The 12526-nt window shown below is 73.2% G+C and carries 13 protein-coding genes and 3 tRNA genes; 6 read left to right on the forward strand and 10 right to left on the reverse strand.

The genetic code is table 11. The features are described 5' to 3' along the window. Together ETD96_RS12235 and ETD96_RS12240 are read right to left on the reverse strand one after the other, a co-directional pair. The coding region (locus ETD96_RS12235; RefSeq protein ID WP_171068991.1) for an acyl-CoA dehydrogenase family protein at window positions 1-143 on the reverse strand (143 nt) is incomplete at its 3' end. A gap of 86 nt (window positions 144-229) precedes the next feature. Then, window positions 230-1105, reverse strand: coding sequence for a LysR substrate-binding domain-containing protein (locus ETD96_RS12240; protein ID WP_138636439.1), 876 nt, complete (start codon window positions 1103-1105; stop codon window positions 230-232). Window positions 1106-1179: 74 nt separating this feature from the next. Here ETD96_RS12240 and kdgD point away from each other — a divergent pair, with 74 nt between their 5' ends. Beyond that, window positions 1180-2094, forward strand: coding sequence for a 5-dehydro-4-deoxyglucarate dehydratase (gene kdgD / locus ETD96_RS12245; protein WP_138636440.1), 915 nt, complete (start codon window positions 1180-1182; stop codon window positions 2092-2094). A gap of 1 nt (window position 2095) precedes the next feature. Continuing rightward, the gene (locus ETD96_RS12250) at window positions 2096-3250 is read left to right on the forward strand and encodes an L-talarate/galactarate dehydratase (protein ID WP_138636441.1); all 1155 of its coding nucleotides are present in this window, start codon (window positions 2096-2098) and stop codon (window positions 3248-3250) included. 4 nt (window positions 3251-3254) lie between these two features. Here the strand turns inward: ETD96_RS12250 and ETD96_RS12255 are convergent. The 5 genes from ETD96_RS12255 to ETD96_RS12270 form a co-directional block, all read right to left on the reverse strand. Next, window positions 3255-3329, reverse strand: a tRNA-Gln gene (locus tag ETD96_RS12255). Window positions 3330-3419: 90 nt separating this feature from the next. Continuing rightward, window positions 3420-3491, reverse strand: a tRNA-Gly gene (locus ETD96_RS12260). Between the two features lie 31 nt (window positions 3492-3522). Continuing rightward, window positions 3523-3595, reverse strand: a tRNA-Ala gene (locus ETD96_RS12265). A gap of 299 nt (window positions 3596-3894) precedes the next feature. Continuing rightward, window positions 3895-4017, reverse strand: coding sequence for an LPFR motif small protein (locus ETD96_RS47550; RefSeq protein WP_254715223.1), 123 nt, complete (start codon window positions 4015-4017; stop codon window positions 3895-3897). A 53-nt stretch (window positions 4018-4070) separates the two neighbouring features. Beyond that, a complete protein-coding gene (locus tag ETD96_RS12270) occupies window positions 4071-4853 on the reverse strand; it encodes a putative protein N(5)-glutamine methyltransferase (RefSeq protein WP_138636442.1) in 783 nt (260 codons plus the stop codon). A 90-nt stretch (window positions 4854-4943) separates the two neighbouring features. Between ETD96_RS12270 and ETD96_RS12275 the strand changes: the two genes are divergently transcribed. From ETD96_RS12275 to qcrB, 4 genes are all read left to right on the forward strand, one after another. Further along, window positions 4944-5753, forward strand: coding sequence for a pentapeptide repeat-containing protein (locus ETD96_RS12275; protein ID WP_138636443.1), 810 nt, complete (start codon window positions 4944-4946; stop codon window positions 5751-5753). An 81-nt stretch (window positions 5754-5834) separates the two neighbouring features. Next, a complete protein-coding gene (locus ETD96_RS12280; RefSeq protein WP_138636444.1) occupies window positions 5835-6392 on the forward strand; it encodes a hypothetical protein in 558 nt (185 codons plus the stop codon). Further along, entirely contained in the window at window positions 6389-7474 is a 1086-nt protein-coding gene (locus ETD96_RS12285) for a PrsW family glutamic-type intramembrane protease (RefSeq protein WP_138636445.1), read from the forward strand. The genes ETD96_RS12280 and ETD96_RS12285 overlap by 4 nt, the downstream gene beginning before the upstream one ends. A gap of 126 nt (window positions 7475-7600) precedes the next feature. Next, a complete protein-coding gene (gene qcrB / locus ETD96_RS12290; RefSeq protein ID WP_138636446.1) occupies window positions 7601-9241 on the forward strand; it encodes a cytochrome bc1 complex cytochrome b subunit in 1641 nt (546 codons plus the stop codon). 24 nt (window positions 9242-9265) lie between these two features. Here the strand turns inward: qcrB and ctaD are convergent, their stop codons facing one another. From ctaD to ETD96_RS12305, 3 genes are all read right to left on the reverse strand, one after another. Continuing rightward, the gene (gene ctaD / locus ETD96_RS12295) at window positions 9266-10951 is read right to left on the reverse strand and encodes an aa3-type cytochrome oxidase subunit I (RefSeq protein ID WP_138636447.1); all 1686 of its coding nucleotides are present in this window, start codon (window positions 10949-10951) and stop codon (window positions 9266-9268) included. Between the two features lie 78 nt (window positions 10952-11029). Continuing rightward, the gene (locus tag ETD96_RS12300) at window positions 11030-11353 is read right to left on the reverse strand and encodes a DUF2795 domain-containing protein (protein ID WP_138636448.1); all 324 of its coding nucleotides are present in this window, start codon (window positions 11351-11353) and stop codon (window positions 11030-11032) included. A 112-nt stretch (window positions 11354-11465) separates the two neighbouring features. Continuing rightward, complete coding sequence (locus ETD96_RS12305; RefSeq protein ID WP_240807552.1) at window positions 11466-12488, reverse strand: Ppx/GppA family phosphatase; 1023 nt, start codon at window positions 12486-12488, stop codon at window positions 11466-11468. Window positions 12489-12526 lie beyond the last annotated feature (38 nt).

Consider the following 12526-nt stretch of genomic DNA (forward strand, 5'->3'; position numbering starts at 1 on the left):
GCCTCCAGCGCCTCCTGCGGGAACCGGGACTCCTCGTCCACCTCCGCCGCGAAAGGAGCGATCTTGGCCTCGGCCAGCTCACGCACCGTGCGCCGCAGCAGCTCATGCTCCTCCGACGGCGCATACGCCGGATAGTCGCTCATGGTCCCTCCACCTGCCCCACCGATACTTTGACGACAAATATTTTAACGACAAAATAATTCACGGCTCGCACTCCGGTCAAGGCGCCTCAAAGATGCCGGAGCAGCTTGGCGAGCGCCGGGTTGTCGTTGCCGCGCCGCCAGGCCAGCCTCAGCTCGACGGGGTCCGGCCCGGCGAGGTCGACGGGCCGGAACCGCAGCCCCGCGTAGCGGAGCCGGGACGCGGCGGCCGGCACCAGCGCGACGCCCCAGCCGCAGTTGACCAGCGCGAGGATGCTGTGCACTTGGCTGAGGTACTGCGCGTACACCGGCGAGACGCCCGCCTGCCGGAACACGCTGATCACCAGCTCGTGGAAGTAGCGGGCCTCGACGGGCGAGTACATGATGAACGGCTGCCCGTCGAAGTCGGCCAGCGCGAGCGGGCCGTCCCCCGCGGCGAGCGGATGGCCGTTCGGGACGGCCGCGAGCAGCGCCTCCCGCTCGGCGGGGCGCTCCGCCAGGTCCGGGTCGGTCACCGGCGGCCGCAGGAGCCCGAGGTCGAGGCTCCCCTCGGCGAGGGCGCGCACCTGGTCGCGCGTCACCATCTCCCGCAGGACGACGCCGACGTCCGGCAGCGCCGTCCGCGCGACCCCCAGCAGCCGGCCCAGGGTGGCGTAGGCGCTCGCGGCGGTGAACCCGACCGTGATGCTCCCGGCCTCCCCCGCCGACACCTGCCGGACCGACATCGCGACGTGGTCGGCCTGCTGCAGCAGCCGGCGCGCCTCGACGAGGAACGCCCGCCCGGCCGGGGTGAGCCGGACGGACCGGTTCGTCCGGTCGAACAGCCGCACCTTCAGCTCGTTCTCCAGCAGCTGGATCTGCCGGCTGAGCGGCGGCTGCGTCATGCGGAGCCGCTCGGCGGCGCGGCCGAAGTGCAGCTCCTCGGCGACGGCCACGAAGTTCGTGAGCTGGGTCAGCGTGAACATCGATTCCCTGCGGGTATCAGTAGATGCCTTTTTCGTGTTGGACCTGGATCAATCGGCCATCCTAGCCTCGGGGCATGACGCAGACTGCGCCCGAAGAGATCGCGACGCGGCTCGGGTCCGGGCTCCTTTCGTTCCCCGTCACGCACTTCCGCGACGACCTGTCCTTCGACGAGCCCGCCTACCGCGACAACATCGGCCGGCTCGCCGGGTACGGCGTCGCCGGCCTGTTCGCGGCGGGCGGCACGGGCGAGTTCTTCTCGCTCGCGCCCGGCGAGGTGGGCGCGGTGGTGCGCGCCGCCGTCGCGGAGGCGCCGGACGGCCTGCCGGTGATCGCGCCCGCCGGGTACGGGACGGCGGCGGCCGCGGCGATGGCGCGCGAGGCCGAGGAGGCCGGCGCCGACGGGGTGCTGCTGTTCCCGCCGTACCTGACCGAGGCGTCGCAGGAGGGCCTGATCGCGCACGTCCGCGCCGTCTGCGCCGCGACCCGCCTCGGCGTGACGCTCTACAGCCGCGCGAACGCCGTCTACAAGGACGCGACGGTCGCCGCGCTCGCCGAGGCGTGCCCGAACCTCGTCGGCTTCAAGGACGGCGTCGGCGACCTGGAGCTGATAACGCGGATCAGGTCCCGGCTCGGCGACCGGCTCGTCTACATCGGCGGGCTGCCCACCGCGGAGACGTTCGCCCTCCCCTACCTGGAGATGGGCGTCACCACCTACTCCTCGGCGGTCTTCAACTTCATCCCGGAGTTCGCGCTCGCGTTCTACGCCGCCGTCCGGGGCCGCGACCGGGACGAGGTGGCGCGGCTGCTCGCGGAGTTCGTCCTGCCGTACTGCGACATCCGCAACCGCCGCAAGGGGTACGCGGTCAGCATCATCAAGGCGGGCATGCGGATCACGGGCCACCCGGCCGGGCCCGTCCGGCCGCCGCTCACCGACCTGACCGACGAGGAGACCGCCGAACTCGCCGAACTCGTCAAGCGAGTGCGCTGAGATGACGGCCGTCCCCGCCGGCGCGGCGACGCTCGACCGGATCGCCTGGATCGAGCTGTCGTCGGTGACGCTGCCGCTCGCCGTCCCGGTCAGCGACGCCAAGGTGCTGACCGGGCGGCAGCGGCCGATGACCGAGGTCGTGTTCCTGTTCGCCGAGATCGGCACCGCGGACGGCCACGAGGGCATCGGCTTCGGCTACGCCAAGCGCGCGGGCGGCCCCGGCCAGTTCGCGCACGCCGCCGAGGTCGCGCCCGCCCTCATCGGCGAGGACCCGAGCGACATCGGCCGGCTCTGGACGAAGCTGGTGTGGGCGGGCGCGTCCGTCGGCCGCAGCGGGCTCGCCACGCAGGCGATCGCCGCGATCGACATCGCGCTGTGGGACCTGAAGGCCAGGCGGGCGGGCCTGCCGCTCGCCAAGCTCCTCGGCGCGCACCGCGACTCCGTCCGCTGCTACGACACCTCCGGCGGCTTCCTGCACGCGCCGCTGGAGGAGGTGCTGGAGAACGCGGAGGCGTCCGCCGCCGCCGGGATCGGCGGCGTCAAGATCAAGGTCGGCCATCCCGACCACGCCGAGGACCTGCGCCGCGTCACCGCCGTCCGGGAGCGGCTCGGCGACGCGTTCCCGCTGATGGTGGACGCGAACCAGCAGTGGGACCGGCCCGCCGCGCGGCGGATGGGCCGCGCCCTGGAGGGGTTCGGCCTCACCTGGATCGAGGAGCCGCTGGACGCCTACGACGCCGAGGGCCATGCCGCGCTCGCCGCCGCGCTCGACACGCCGATCGCGACCGGCGAGATGCTCACCAGCGTCGCCGAGCACTGCGAACTCATCGCCAAGGGCGCCGCCGACGTCCTCCAGCCGGACGCCCCGCGCATCGGCGGCATCACCGGCTTCCTGAAGCTCGCGACGCTCGCCGACCACCACCATCTGCAGCTCGCGCCGCACTTCGCGATGGAGATCCACCTGCATCTGGCCGCCGCCTATCCGCGCGAGCCGTGGGTGGAGCATTTCGACTGGCTCGCCCCTCTGTTCAACGAGCGGCTGACCATCGAGGACGGCCGGATGCACGTCCCGCCGCGTCCGGGCCTCGGCATCACCCTCACCGACCGGGCCCGCGCCTGGACGACGGCCCGCGTCCGCATCGACGCGCCCGCGTAGGAGATGGCTGCCGGAGCAGGGTTCGAACCTGCATGACGTGATCCAGAGTCACGCATCCTGCCGATTGGATGATCCGGCATGGGTGCCCGCGGGCGGGCGGTGGCGTCCGCCCGCCTCGGGCACGTGCAGAACCAGCCGGGGGTCGTTACTCCCGCCGGGCCCAGTCCAGAGCCGCACCCGGGAATCGAACCCGGTTTTCCTGGGTGGAAGCCAGGTGCCTCACCATTTCGACCTGTGCGGCTTGCGGCGGAACGAGAAGCGTTCCGCCGGGGTGGATCGGGCCGGACTCGAACCGGCAACCTCCCGCTTGCAAGGCGGGCGCTCTTCCCATTGAGCTACGGACCCGTGACGAACATGAAAAGACCGCCAGAAAGGTCATCCTGGCGGCCTCCGGAGAACCTTCGCGGTCCTATCCGGAGACGCCTCCGACGGCGGCGCCTCGCCGCTGCCCGGCACGGGAGCGCCGTGACACCGGCCCGCCGCTGGTCGTGGCCATCCTCACCGCTCCTTCCGCCGTTTCCGTTCGGTTTGACACTCCCAGGGTGCGGGATGTCGCGCCTGCGCGCAAAGCATTTTTCCGGCAAACGTCCGCCCCGGGCCATATCGGAGGAATGGCCCGGGGCGGACGTGCGGATACCGCGGTTTTACCGGTGGGTGCGGGTGCGGCGCCCGGGGGTCAGGAGGCGCTGCAGAACCCGGAACGGGAGGGTCACGATGCTGACGATCGTGCCGATGATGGCGCTGAGCGCTGCACTGATGCGGCGCATTGTGGTTCACTCCTTCAGGTCGTCCTATACGACCCGTACCCCCCTATCGAGTTTTACACCGGCTTTGCTCCGACGATGACCGTGGCATGGAACTCCTCCGACGTCCGGACGGCGGCGGACAGCCCGCCCCGCTCGACGGCGGCGACCGCGTCCGGGACCTGGCGCTCGCTCGTCTCGAACAGCAGGTGGCCGCCGGGGGCCAGCCACCGCGCCGCCTCGGCGGTGACGCGGCGCAGCACGTCCAGGCCGTCGGAGCCGCCGTCGAGCGCGACCCGCGGCTCGTGGTCGCGCGCCTCCGGGGGCATCAGCGCGACGTCGTCCGTCGGCACGTAGGGGACGTTGGCGAGCAGCACGTCGACGCGGCCGCGCAGCGCGTCCGGAAGCGGCGCGAACAGGTCGCCCTCGTAGGCGTGGCCGCCGAGCGGGGCGATGTTGGCGCGGGCGCAGCGGACGGCGGCGGGCTCGACGTCGGCGGCATGCAGGGCGTACTCGTCCAGGCCGGCGACGAGCGCGGCGCCCAGCGCGCCGGAACCGCAGCACAGGTCGACCACGACCGGGCGCGGCGGGGCGAGCGCGGCCGCCTCCCGGACGAGGAACTCGGTGCGGCGGCGGGGCACGAACACCCCCGGCTCGACGGCGATCCGCAGGCCGCAGAACTCCGCCCAGCCGAGGACGTGCTCCAGCGGCAGCCCGGCGGCGCGCCGGTCCACCATCGCGGACGCGTCGCCGGGAGTGCGGGCGGTGGCGAGGATCAGCCGCGCCTCGTCCTCGGCGAACACGCAGCCGGCGGCGCGCAGCCTGGAGACGATCGCGGACTCGGTGAGGGGTGTCGTCATGGGGTTCCGGACTGTACAACACCGCCCTCGTCCCGAGCAGGGGCCGCGTGGCCCGACAATGGAGCGTTGTCCAGGAGGCGGAGGCGCGGGGTGTCGGAGAGGGCGGACGGGCTGCGGGCCGACTGCGCGAGCTGTTTCGGCCTGTGCTGCGTCGCGCTGCCGTTCGCGCGGTCCGCCGACTTCGCGGTGGACAAGGCCGCGGGCGAGCCGTGCCGCAACCTCCTCGCCGACTTCCGCTGCGGCGTCCACGCCGACCTGCGGGGGCTCGGCTTCCGGGGCTGCACGGTCTTCGACTGCTTCGGCGCGGGCCAGAAGGTGTCGCAGGAGACCTTCGGCGGCCGGGACTGGCGCGCGGACCCCGGCGTCGCGCGCCGCATGTTCGCGGTGTTCCCCGTCATGCGGCAGCTGCACGAGCTGCTCTGGTACCTGGACGAGGCGGCGGCGCTGCCCGCCGCCGGGCCCGTCCGCGCCGAGCTGCGGCGGGCGTTCGAGGACGTCGACCGCCTCACCCGGGGCGACCCGGCCGCGCTCGCCGAGGTGGACGTCCCGGCCGTGCGGGAGAAGGCGAACGCGCTGCTGCTGCGCGCGAGCGAGCTGGCCAGGGCCGCCGCCGTGCCGGGCCGCAGGCGGGAGCGGCGGGGCGCCGACCTCGTCGGTGCGCGGCTGAAGGGCGCCGACCTGCGCGGCGCGAACCTGCGCGGCGCCTACCTGATCGGGGCCGACCTGCGGGGCGCGGACCTGCGCTCGGCCGACCTGATCGGCGCGGACCTGCGGGACGCCGACCTGCGCGGCGCGGACCTCACCGGCTGCCTCTTCCTCGTCCGGGCGCAGCTGGACGCGGCGCGCGGCGACGCCGCCACGCGGTTGCCGGACGCGGTCGGACGCCCGGCGCACTGGTGACCCGCGCGCCCTGATCTTGTTTAGTTCCCGGGTCAAGGGGCATTGTCGCAGCGCACGTCATCGGGGGGTCACGTGGCGCGGGTGAGATGGTGGGGTACGGGGCTCGTGGCGCTGGCGCTGCTGCTCCTCGCCGCGGGGCTCCCGCTGCTCGACAAGGCCCTCGGCAGCGGCGGCAGGCCGGTCGCGGCGGGCACGGTGCTGTCGGTGGGGGCCGAGCGCGACGGCGTCCGGCCGGTCACGTTCACGGTCCCGTCCTCGGGCTGGGTGCTCGACCGGGCCGAGTCCTCGCTGACCAGCGACATCGAGCTCGCCAACGCCGGGGTCGGCCTGTACGTGCGGGTCGTGGTGCCGCTGGCGCCGCTGGACGCGCGCGAGCTGTGGGACGGCCTCGGCCGGATCGTCGCCGCCGGCGGGCGGTCGCGGCTGCGCGCGGGACCCGTCCCGATCACGACCGCGCACGGGCTGACCGGGCTGACCGGGCGGCTCGCCGGGCGCGAGCGCGTCGGCATGGCGACCGTGTTCGCGCGGGCCACGCTCGGCGCCACCGTGACGGCGTCGGGGCCGCCGGACGCGTTCGCGCGGCTGGCCGCGGAGGTCGACGCCCTGGTGCGGACGCTGCGGATCTCGGCACCGCCATGACCCGCCGGCCCGCGTTCTGGCTGTGGGCGGCCGCGTGCCTGCTCGGGGCCTGGACCGCCTTCCGCGGGATCGGCGCGCAGGTCGCGGCGTTCCCGGCGGGCGCGATCCTCGGGTTCGCGCTGCTGGCCCCGGCGCTGGCCGCGGGCGTGTGGGCGCTGCGGCGGCTGCATCCGATCCGGTCGCTGCCGCTCGGCTACGCGCTCATCACGGTGGCGTGGGGCGGGCTCGCCGCGTTCGGTCTCGCACTGCCCGCCAACTCGGCGTTCCAGGCCGTCCTCGGCAAGACGGCGGGGCCGGGGTTCACGGCGGTGTGGGGCGCGGCGATCGCCGCGCCGGTCGACGAGGAGGTCCTGAAGCTGCTCGGGGTCGTGGTGCTGGCGCTGATGGCGCCGGCCGCGGTCCGCGGGCCGCTCGACGGCTGGGGGTACGGCGCGCTCGCCGGCCTCGGCTTCCAGTTCGCGGAGAACTTCCTGTACGTGCTGAACACGATCGTGCTGACGGGCGCGACGCAGGACGCGAACGCGGCGCTGTTCACCTTCGGCAGCCGGGTGGTCGGCGGGGCGTGGTGGAGCCACTGGGCGATGACGGCGGTCGGCGGCGCGGGCCTCGGCTGCCTGCTGGGGAGGGCGACCCGGACGAGCGCCGCGATCGCCGGGGCGGCGTTCGTGCTGTCGATGGCGCTGCACTCGTGGTGGGACGCGCCCGTCCTGTCCGGGGTGGCGCTGCTGCCGGTGAAGGGGGCGCCGATCCTGCTCGCCGCCATCGTCACGTACCGGCTCGCGCGTCGCCGGTACCTGGCGCATTTCCGGCGGACGGTACACGCGGAGACGGCGCGGGGCGTCCTCATCCCCGGCGAGGGGCACGTGCTCGCGTTCCGCAAGTGGCGCCGCAAGGAGCGGTGGGGCGTGCCGGCCGGGGAGCCGCGCCGGCTGCTCGCCCGGCTGCGCGCCGACCAGCTGGCGCTCATCGAGGACGGGCTCGGCGGGCTGGAGCCGGACCCGCTGGCGGCCGACCGGCTGCGGGCCGACATCATGCTCGCCCGGCACCAGCTCAACTCGGCCGCGAACCCGCGCGCGGCCTGACCGCGCGCGGTGCCCGCCCCCGCCAACGCGAGGGGCCGCAGGCGCCCGCGCGGCGGCGTTTGCGGTAACCCCGCTCGGGTACCCGCCCAGCGAAATTGCTGCTCGGGCCTTGGGGAGAAGTGCGCGATGGCGGGACGGAACGGCCGGTCGAGGTCCGCGCGGGCCGGCGACCTGGTCCAGGGTGTCAACGACCGGCTCGGCTCCACCTCGTTCCTGAGCCAGAACATCAGGAAGGCGTTCCCGACGCACTGGTCGTTCCTGCTCGGCGAGATCGCGCTCTACTCGTTCATCATCCTGGTCCTGACGGGCGTCTACCTCACGCTGTTCTTCAAGCCGAGCGGCGGGGTGCAGGTCTACGACGGCTCGTACGCGCCGCTCAAGGGCGTGCGGATGAGCGACGCGTACGCCTCCACGCTGCACCTGACGTTCGACGTGCGCGGCGGGCTGCTGATGCGGCAGATCCACCACTGGGCAACGAACGTCTTCCTCGCGGCGATCGTGGCGCACCTCATGCGGATCTTCTTCACCGGCGCGTTCCGCAAGCCGCGCGAGATCAACTGGGTGATCGGCGTGTCGATGTTCGCGCTGGCGCTCGCCGAGGGGTTCGCCGGCTACTCGCTCCCGGACGACCTGCTGTCCGGCACCGGCCTGCGGATCTTCCAGGGGATCCTGCTGTCCATCCCCATCGCCGGGACCTACCTCAGCCTGTGGGCGTTCGGCGGGCAGTTCCCGGCGAGCGAGGAGTTCATCCCGCGGCTGTTCACGGTGCACATCCTGCTGATCCCGGGCATCCTGATCGCGCTGGTGACCGTCCACCTGATGATCCTGTGGCACCAGACCCACACCCAGTGGCCGGGCCGGGGGCGGCGGGAGATGGCGGTGAGCGGCGAGAAGACCTTCCCGAACTTCGCCGCCCAGAGCGCGGGCTACTTCCTGTTCACGTTCGGGGTCCTGGCCGGGCTGGCGACGCTGTTCCAGATCAACCCCGTCTGGCTGTACGGGCCGTACGAGCCCGACGAGGTCTCCTTCGGCTCGCAGCCGGACTGGTACGTCGGATTCCTCGAAGGCTCGCTGCGCATCATGGCGCCGCTGTCGACGACCGTCGCCGGGCACGACATCTCCTGGAACGTGCTGCTGCCGGCGGTCGTCCTGCCGGGGATCTTCTTCACGCTCATGGGCCTGTACCCGTTCGTGGAGCGCTGGGCCACCGGGGACGAGCGCGTCCACCACCTCCTGGACCGGCCGCGGAACGCCCCCACCAGGACGGGGATCGGCGCGGCGGCCGCCGCCTGGTACATCAACCTGCTGGCGGCGGGCGGCAACGACATCATCTCCAACACCTTCAAGATCCCGCTGTTCTGGACGACGTGGTTCTTCCGCGTCGGGTTCTTCGTCGCCCCGGTCCTCGCGTTCGTCGTCGCCCGGCGCGCCTGCCTGAGCCTGCAGCGCCGCGACCTGCAGACCCGCCGGGAGGGCGTGGAGAGCGGCCTGATCTCGCTCAGCCCGGAGGGCGGCTTCGAGGAGCGGCACGAGGTTCCGGCGCGGGACGCGGAGGCCGTGCTGCGGACCCGGCGGCCCGGCGAGCTGGTCGCCCCCTACCCGGACCACATCATCCCGCTCCCGACCCCGGACCGCGCCCGCACCCAGGTGCGGACCCGCGCCAACCGCTTCTACCTCGACTACCAGTCCGAGTCGTACGGCGGCGGCCAGGGCGACCTGGAGAAGCCGCCTCAGGAGGGCGGCGGCTCGAAGGACGGGAGCGGCTGACCGGCGGCGGCCGGCCCGCGCCGGTCAGGACTTCCCGGGCGGCGGCAGCGCGGGCTCGGCCTCCTGCGGCGGCTCCAGCGCCGGGTAGTGCAGGTCGAACGCGGGGCGCACGGAGCGGATCCGGGGCATCGACGTGAAGTTGTGGCGGGGCGGCGGGCAGGACGTCGCCCACTCCAGCGAGCCGCCGGTGCCCCACGGGTCGTCGGTGCCGACCTTCTCGCCGTGCCGCCACGTCCGCAGCACGTTCCACAGGAACGCGAACGTCGAGGCGCCCAGGATGAACGAGCCGATGGACGAGACGAGGTTCAGCGTCGCGAACTGGTCGGGGTAGTCGGCGTAGCGGCGCGGCATCCCCTCGGCGCCCAGCCAGTGCTGGACGAGGAACGTCGTGTGGAACCCGATGAACAGCGTCCAGAAGTGCAGCCTGCCCCAGCCCTCGTGCAGCATCCGGCCCGTCATCTTCGGCCACCAGAAGTAGAACCCGCCGAACATGGCGAACACGACGGTGCCGAACAGGACGTAGTGCAGGTGGCCGACGACGAAGAAGGAGTCGGTGAGGTGGAAGTCCATCGCCGGCGAGGCGAGGATGACCCCGGTCAGCCCGCCGAACAGGAACGTCACGAGGAACCCGAGCGCGAACAGCATCGGGGTCTCGAACGTGAGCTGCCCCTTCCACAGCGTCCCGACCCAGTTGAAGAACTTGATCCCGGTCGGCACGGCGATCATGAAGGAGGTGATGGAGAAGAACGGCAGCAGCACCCCGCCGGTGGCGAACATGTGGTGCGCCCACACCGTCATCGACAGCCCGGTGATCGAGATCGTCGCGGCGACCATGCCGAGGTAGCCGAACAGGGGCTTGCGCGCGAACACCGGGAGGATCTCGGTGACGATCCCGAAGAACGGCAGCGCCGCGATGTAGACCTCGGGATGGCCGAAGAACCAGAACAGGTGCTGCCACAGCAGCGCGCCGTGGTTCGAGGCGTCGTAGATGTGCGCGCCGATCTTGCGGTCGGCCTCCAGCGCGAACAGCGCCGCGGTCAGCACCGGGAACGCGATCAGCACCATCAGGCTGGTCAGCAGCACGTTCCAGGTGAAGATCGGCATCCGGAACATCACCATGCCGGGCGCGCGCATCGCGATGATCGTGGTGATGATGTTCACCGAGGTGAGGATCGTCCCGAAGCCGGACAGGATCAGCCCCATGATCCACATGTCGGGGCCGAGGCCGGGCGAGTACGCCTCCGACGTCAGCGGCGAGTAGGCGAACCACCCGTAGGCGGCGGCGCCGCCCGGCATGATGAACGAGGCCATCACCATCAGGCCGCCGAACAGGAACAGGTAGTAGGTGAGCGCGTTCATCCGCGGGAACGCCACGTCGGGCGCGCCGATCTGCAGCGGCACCAGCACGTTCGCGAACCCGGCGAACAGCGGCGTCGCGAACAGCAGCATCATGATCGTGCCGTGGATCGTGAACAGCTCGTTGTAGGTGTGGTTGCTCACGACCTGCCGGCCGGGCTCCAGCAGCTCGGCCCGCATCAGCATGGCCATGACCCCGGCGGCGAGGAAGAACAGGAACGACGTCGTGAGGTACAGGTAGCCGACCATCTTGTGGTCGGTGGTGGCCAGGATGTGGCCGATCTTGGTACCCATGCGGTGGCGCGCGAGCGCCTCGGCGACGCTCGCGTCGTCCCTGCCCTGTACAGCCGTCATCGACGGCCCTCCTCCCGCGTCGGAGCCCAACGGGGCACTTGCCGCAGGGGCGCCGTTCAAACGGCCGGGCGCCGGCCGTCAGATCTCGTCGCCGCGGTCCAGCTCCTCCTCGACGGGCGAGCGCTCGGTGTGCCGCATCGGCTCGCCGAGGCCGGGCTTCTGGTGGTGGCGGCGCTGGTGGTCGCGCTCGGTCGGGGTCCGGCCGGGGTCCGGGTCGAGCGGCACCGACCGCAGCACCTCGGCCACGCTGCCGTACGTGCCGAGCGGCAGCGACGACACCGCGCGCTCGGCGTCCATCTCCGGCCGCCTCTCGTGCACGTGCTCGACGATCCGCTGCTTGCTCGCCGGGAACGGCAGGTCCCCGAGCAGCTCCTCGATCTCGCGTGCGTCGGCGAGTCCCATGGCGTGCCCCCCTGGTCCGGTGTGCTCCCCCTGATCGCGTGCGCCGCGGCGCGGTCCTGCCCGCGGAACTGCCCGCCGGGCCGCGGGCCAAACGGCGGCGACGCCGGGGCGCTCACCCGATCCGGAGCCCGGGCGCGGCGGCCCCGGACCGCAGCGGCAACGCGGCGAGCGCCGGGGGCCGGCGGGGTCCCTCCGCCAGTTCGCCCAGCCGGTCCAGCATGATGCCCTCGCGCAGCGCCCACGGGCAGATGTCGAGGCGGTCGAGGCCGAGGACGTCCATCACGCCCTCGGCCACGATCGCGCCCGCGAGGATCTGGTGGGCGCGCGACGCCTTCACCCCGCGCAGCCGCGCCCGCTCCCCGTCCGGCAGCTTCGCCAGCCGGGGGATCCAGCGGTGCAGGTCGCGGCGGTCGAGGCGGCGCTCCCGGAACGGCCCGGCCTTCGCCTTCGGCGCGCCGCACAGCCGGGCGAGCTGGGTGAAGGTCTTGGACGTCGCGACGGCCCGCACCGGGGCCGGGCGCGCGGCGATCCCGGCGGTCGCCTCGGTGAGCACCGACCGCACGTGCGCGGCCAGCGCCCGGCGGACGCGCTTGCGCACCGGCGGGCGGGGCGGCAGGTGGTGCCGGGTGAGGCGGCCCGCGCCGAGCGGCAGCGACAGCGCGATGTCCGGCTCCCGGCCGGTGCCGTAGGCGAGCTCCAGGGAGCCGCCGCCGATGTCGGCGAGCAGCATCGGCCCCGCCGACCACCCGTACCAGCAGCGGGCCGCGAGGAACGTCAGCCGCGCCTCCCGCTCGCCGGTGAGGAACCCGAGCTCGACGCCGGTGGCGGCGCGGACCTCGGCGGTGACGTCGGCGCGGTTGGCGGCGTCGCGCAGCGCGGACGTCGCGAACGGGACCAGCTCGGCGACGCCGAGGGCCGCGGCGGCGGCCGCCGCCTCCCGCACCGCGGCTATCAGCCGCCCGACCGCGGGCCGTCCGATGACGCCGTGCCGGTCGGTGGCCTCGGCCAGCCGGACCGGGCTCTTCACCGACCGGACGGGCAGCGGCGGGTGCCCGGGCTCCAGGTCGGCGATCCGCAGGTGCGCCGAGTTGGAGCCGATGTCGAGCACGCCGAGACGCAGGGGGCCGTCGTCCATGCGACTGCTTTACCCCGCATTGACCTCCTCAGTCCGGC

The organism is Actinomadura geliboluensis (genome assembly GCF_005889745.1).
In the GTDB taxonomy this organism is placed as follows: Bacteria; Actinomycetota; Actinomycetes; order Streptosporangiales; family Streptosporangiaceae; genus Spirillospora; species Spirillospora geliboluensis.

Excerpts from the sequence above, each read along its gene's own strand:
- ETD96_RS12250 (WP_138636441.1), top strand. The coding sequence starts at position 2,096 with ATGACGGCCGTCCCCGCCGGCGCGGCGACGCTCGACCGGATCGCCTGG.
- kdgD (WP_138636440.1), top strand. The coding sequence starts at position 1,180 with ATGACGCAGACTGCGCCCGAAGAGATCGCGACGCGGCTCGGGTCCGGG.
- ETD96_RS12285 (WP_138636445.1), top strand. The coding sequence starts at position 6,389 with ATGACCCGCCGGCCCGCGTTCTGGCTGTGGGCGGCCGCGTGCCTGCTC.
- ETD96_RS12300 (WP_138636448.1), bottom strand. The coding sequence starts at position 11,353 with ATGGGACTCGCCGACGCACGCGAGATCGAGGAGCTGCTCGGGGACCTG.
- qcrB (WP_138636446.1), top strand. The coding sequence starts at position 7,601 with ATGGCGGGACGGAACGGCCGGTCGAGGTCCGCGCGGGCCGGCGACCTG.
- ETD96_RS12270 (WP_138636442.1), bottom strand. The coding sequence starts at position 4,853 with ATGACGACACCCCTCACCGAGTCCGCGATCGTCTCCAGGCTGCGCGCC.
- ETD96_RS12240 (WP_138636439.1), bottom strand. The coding sequence starts at position 1,105 with ATGTTCACGCTGACCCAGCTCACGAACTTCGTGGCCGTCGCCGAGGAG.
- ctaD (WP_138636447.1), bottom strand. The coding sequence starts at position 10,951 with ATGACGGCTGTACAGGGCAGGGACGACGCGAGCGTCGCCGAGGCGCTC.
- ETD96_RS47550 (WP_254715223.1), bottom strand. The coding sequence starts at position 4,017 with ATGCGCCGCATCAGTGCAGCGCTCAGCGCCATCATCGGCACGATCGTC.
- ETD96_RS12305 (WP_240807552.1), bottom strand. The coding sequence starts at position 12,488 with ATGGACGACGGCCCCCTGCGTCTCGGCGTGCTCGACATCGGCTCCAAC.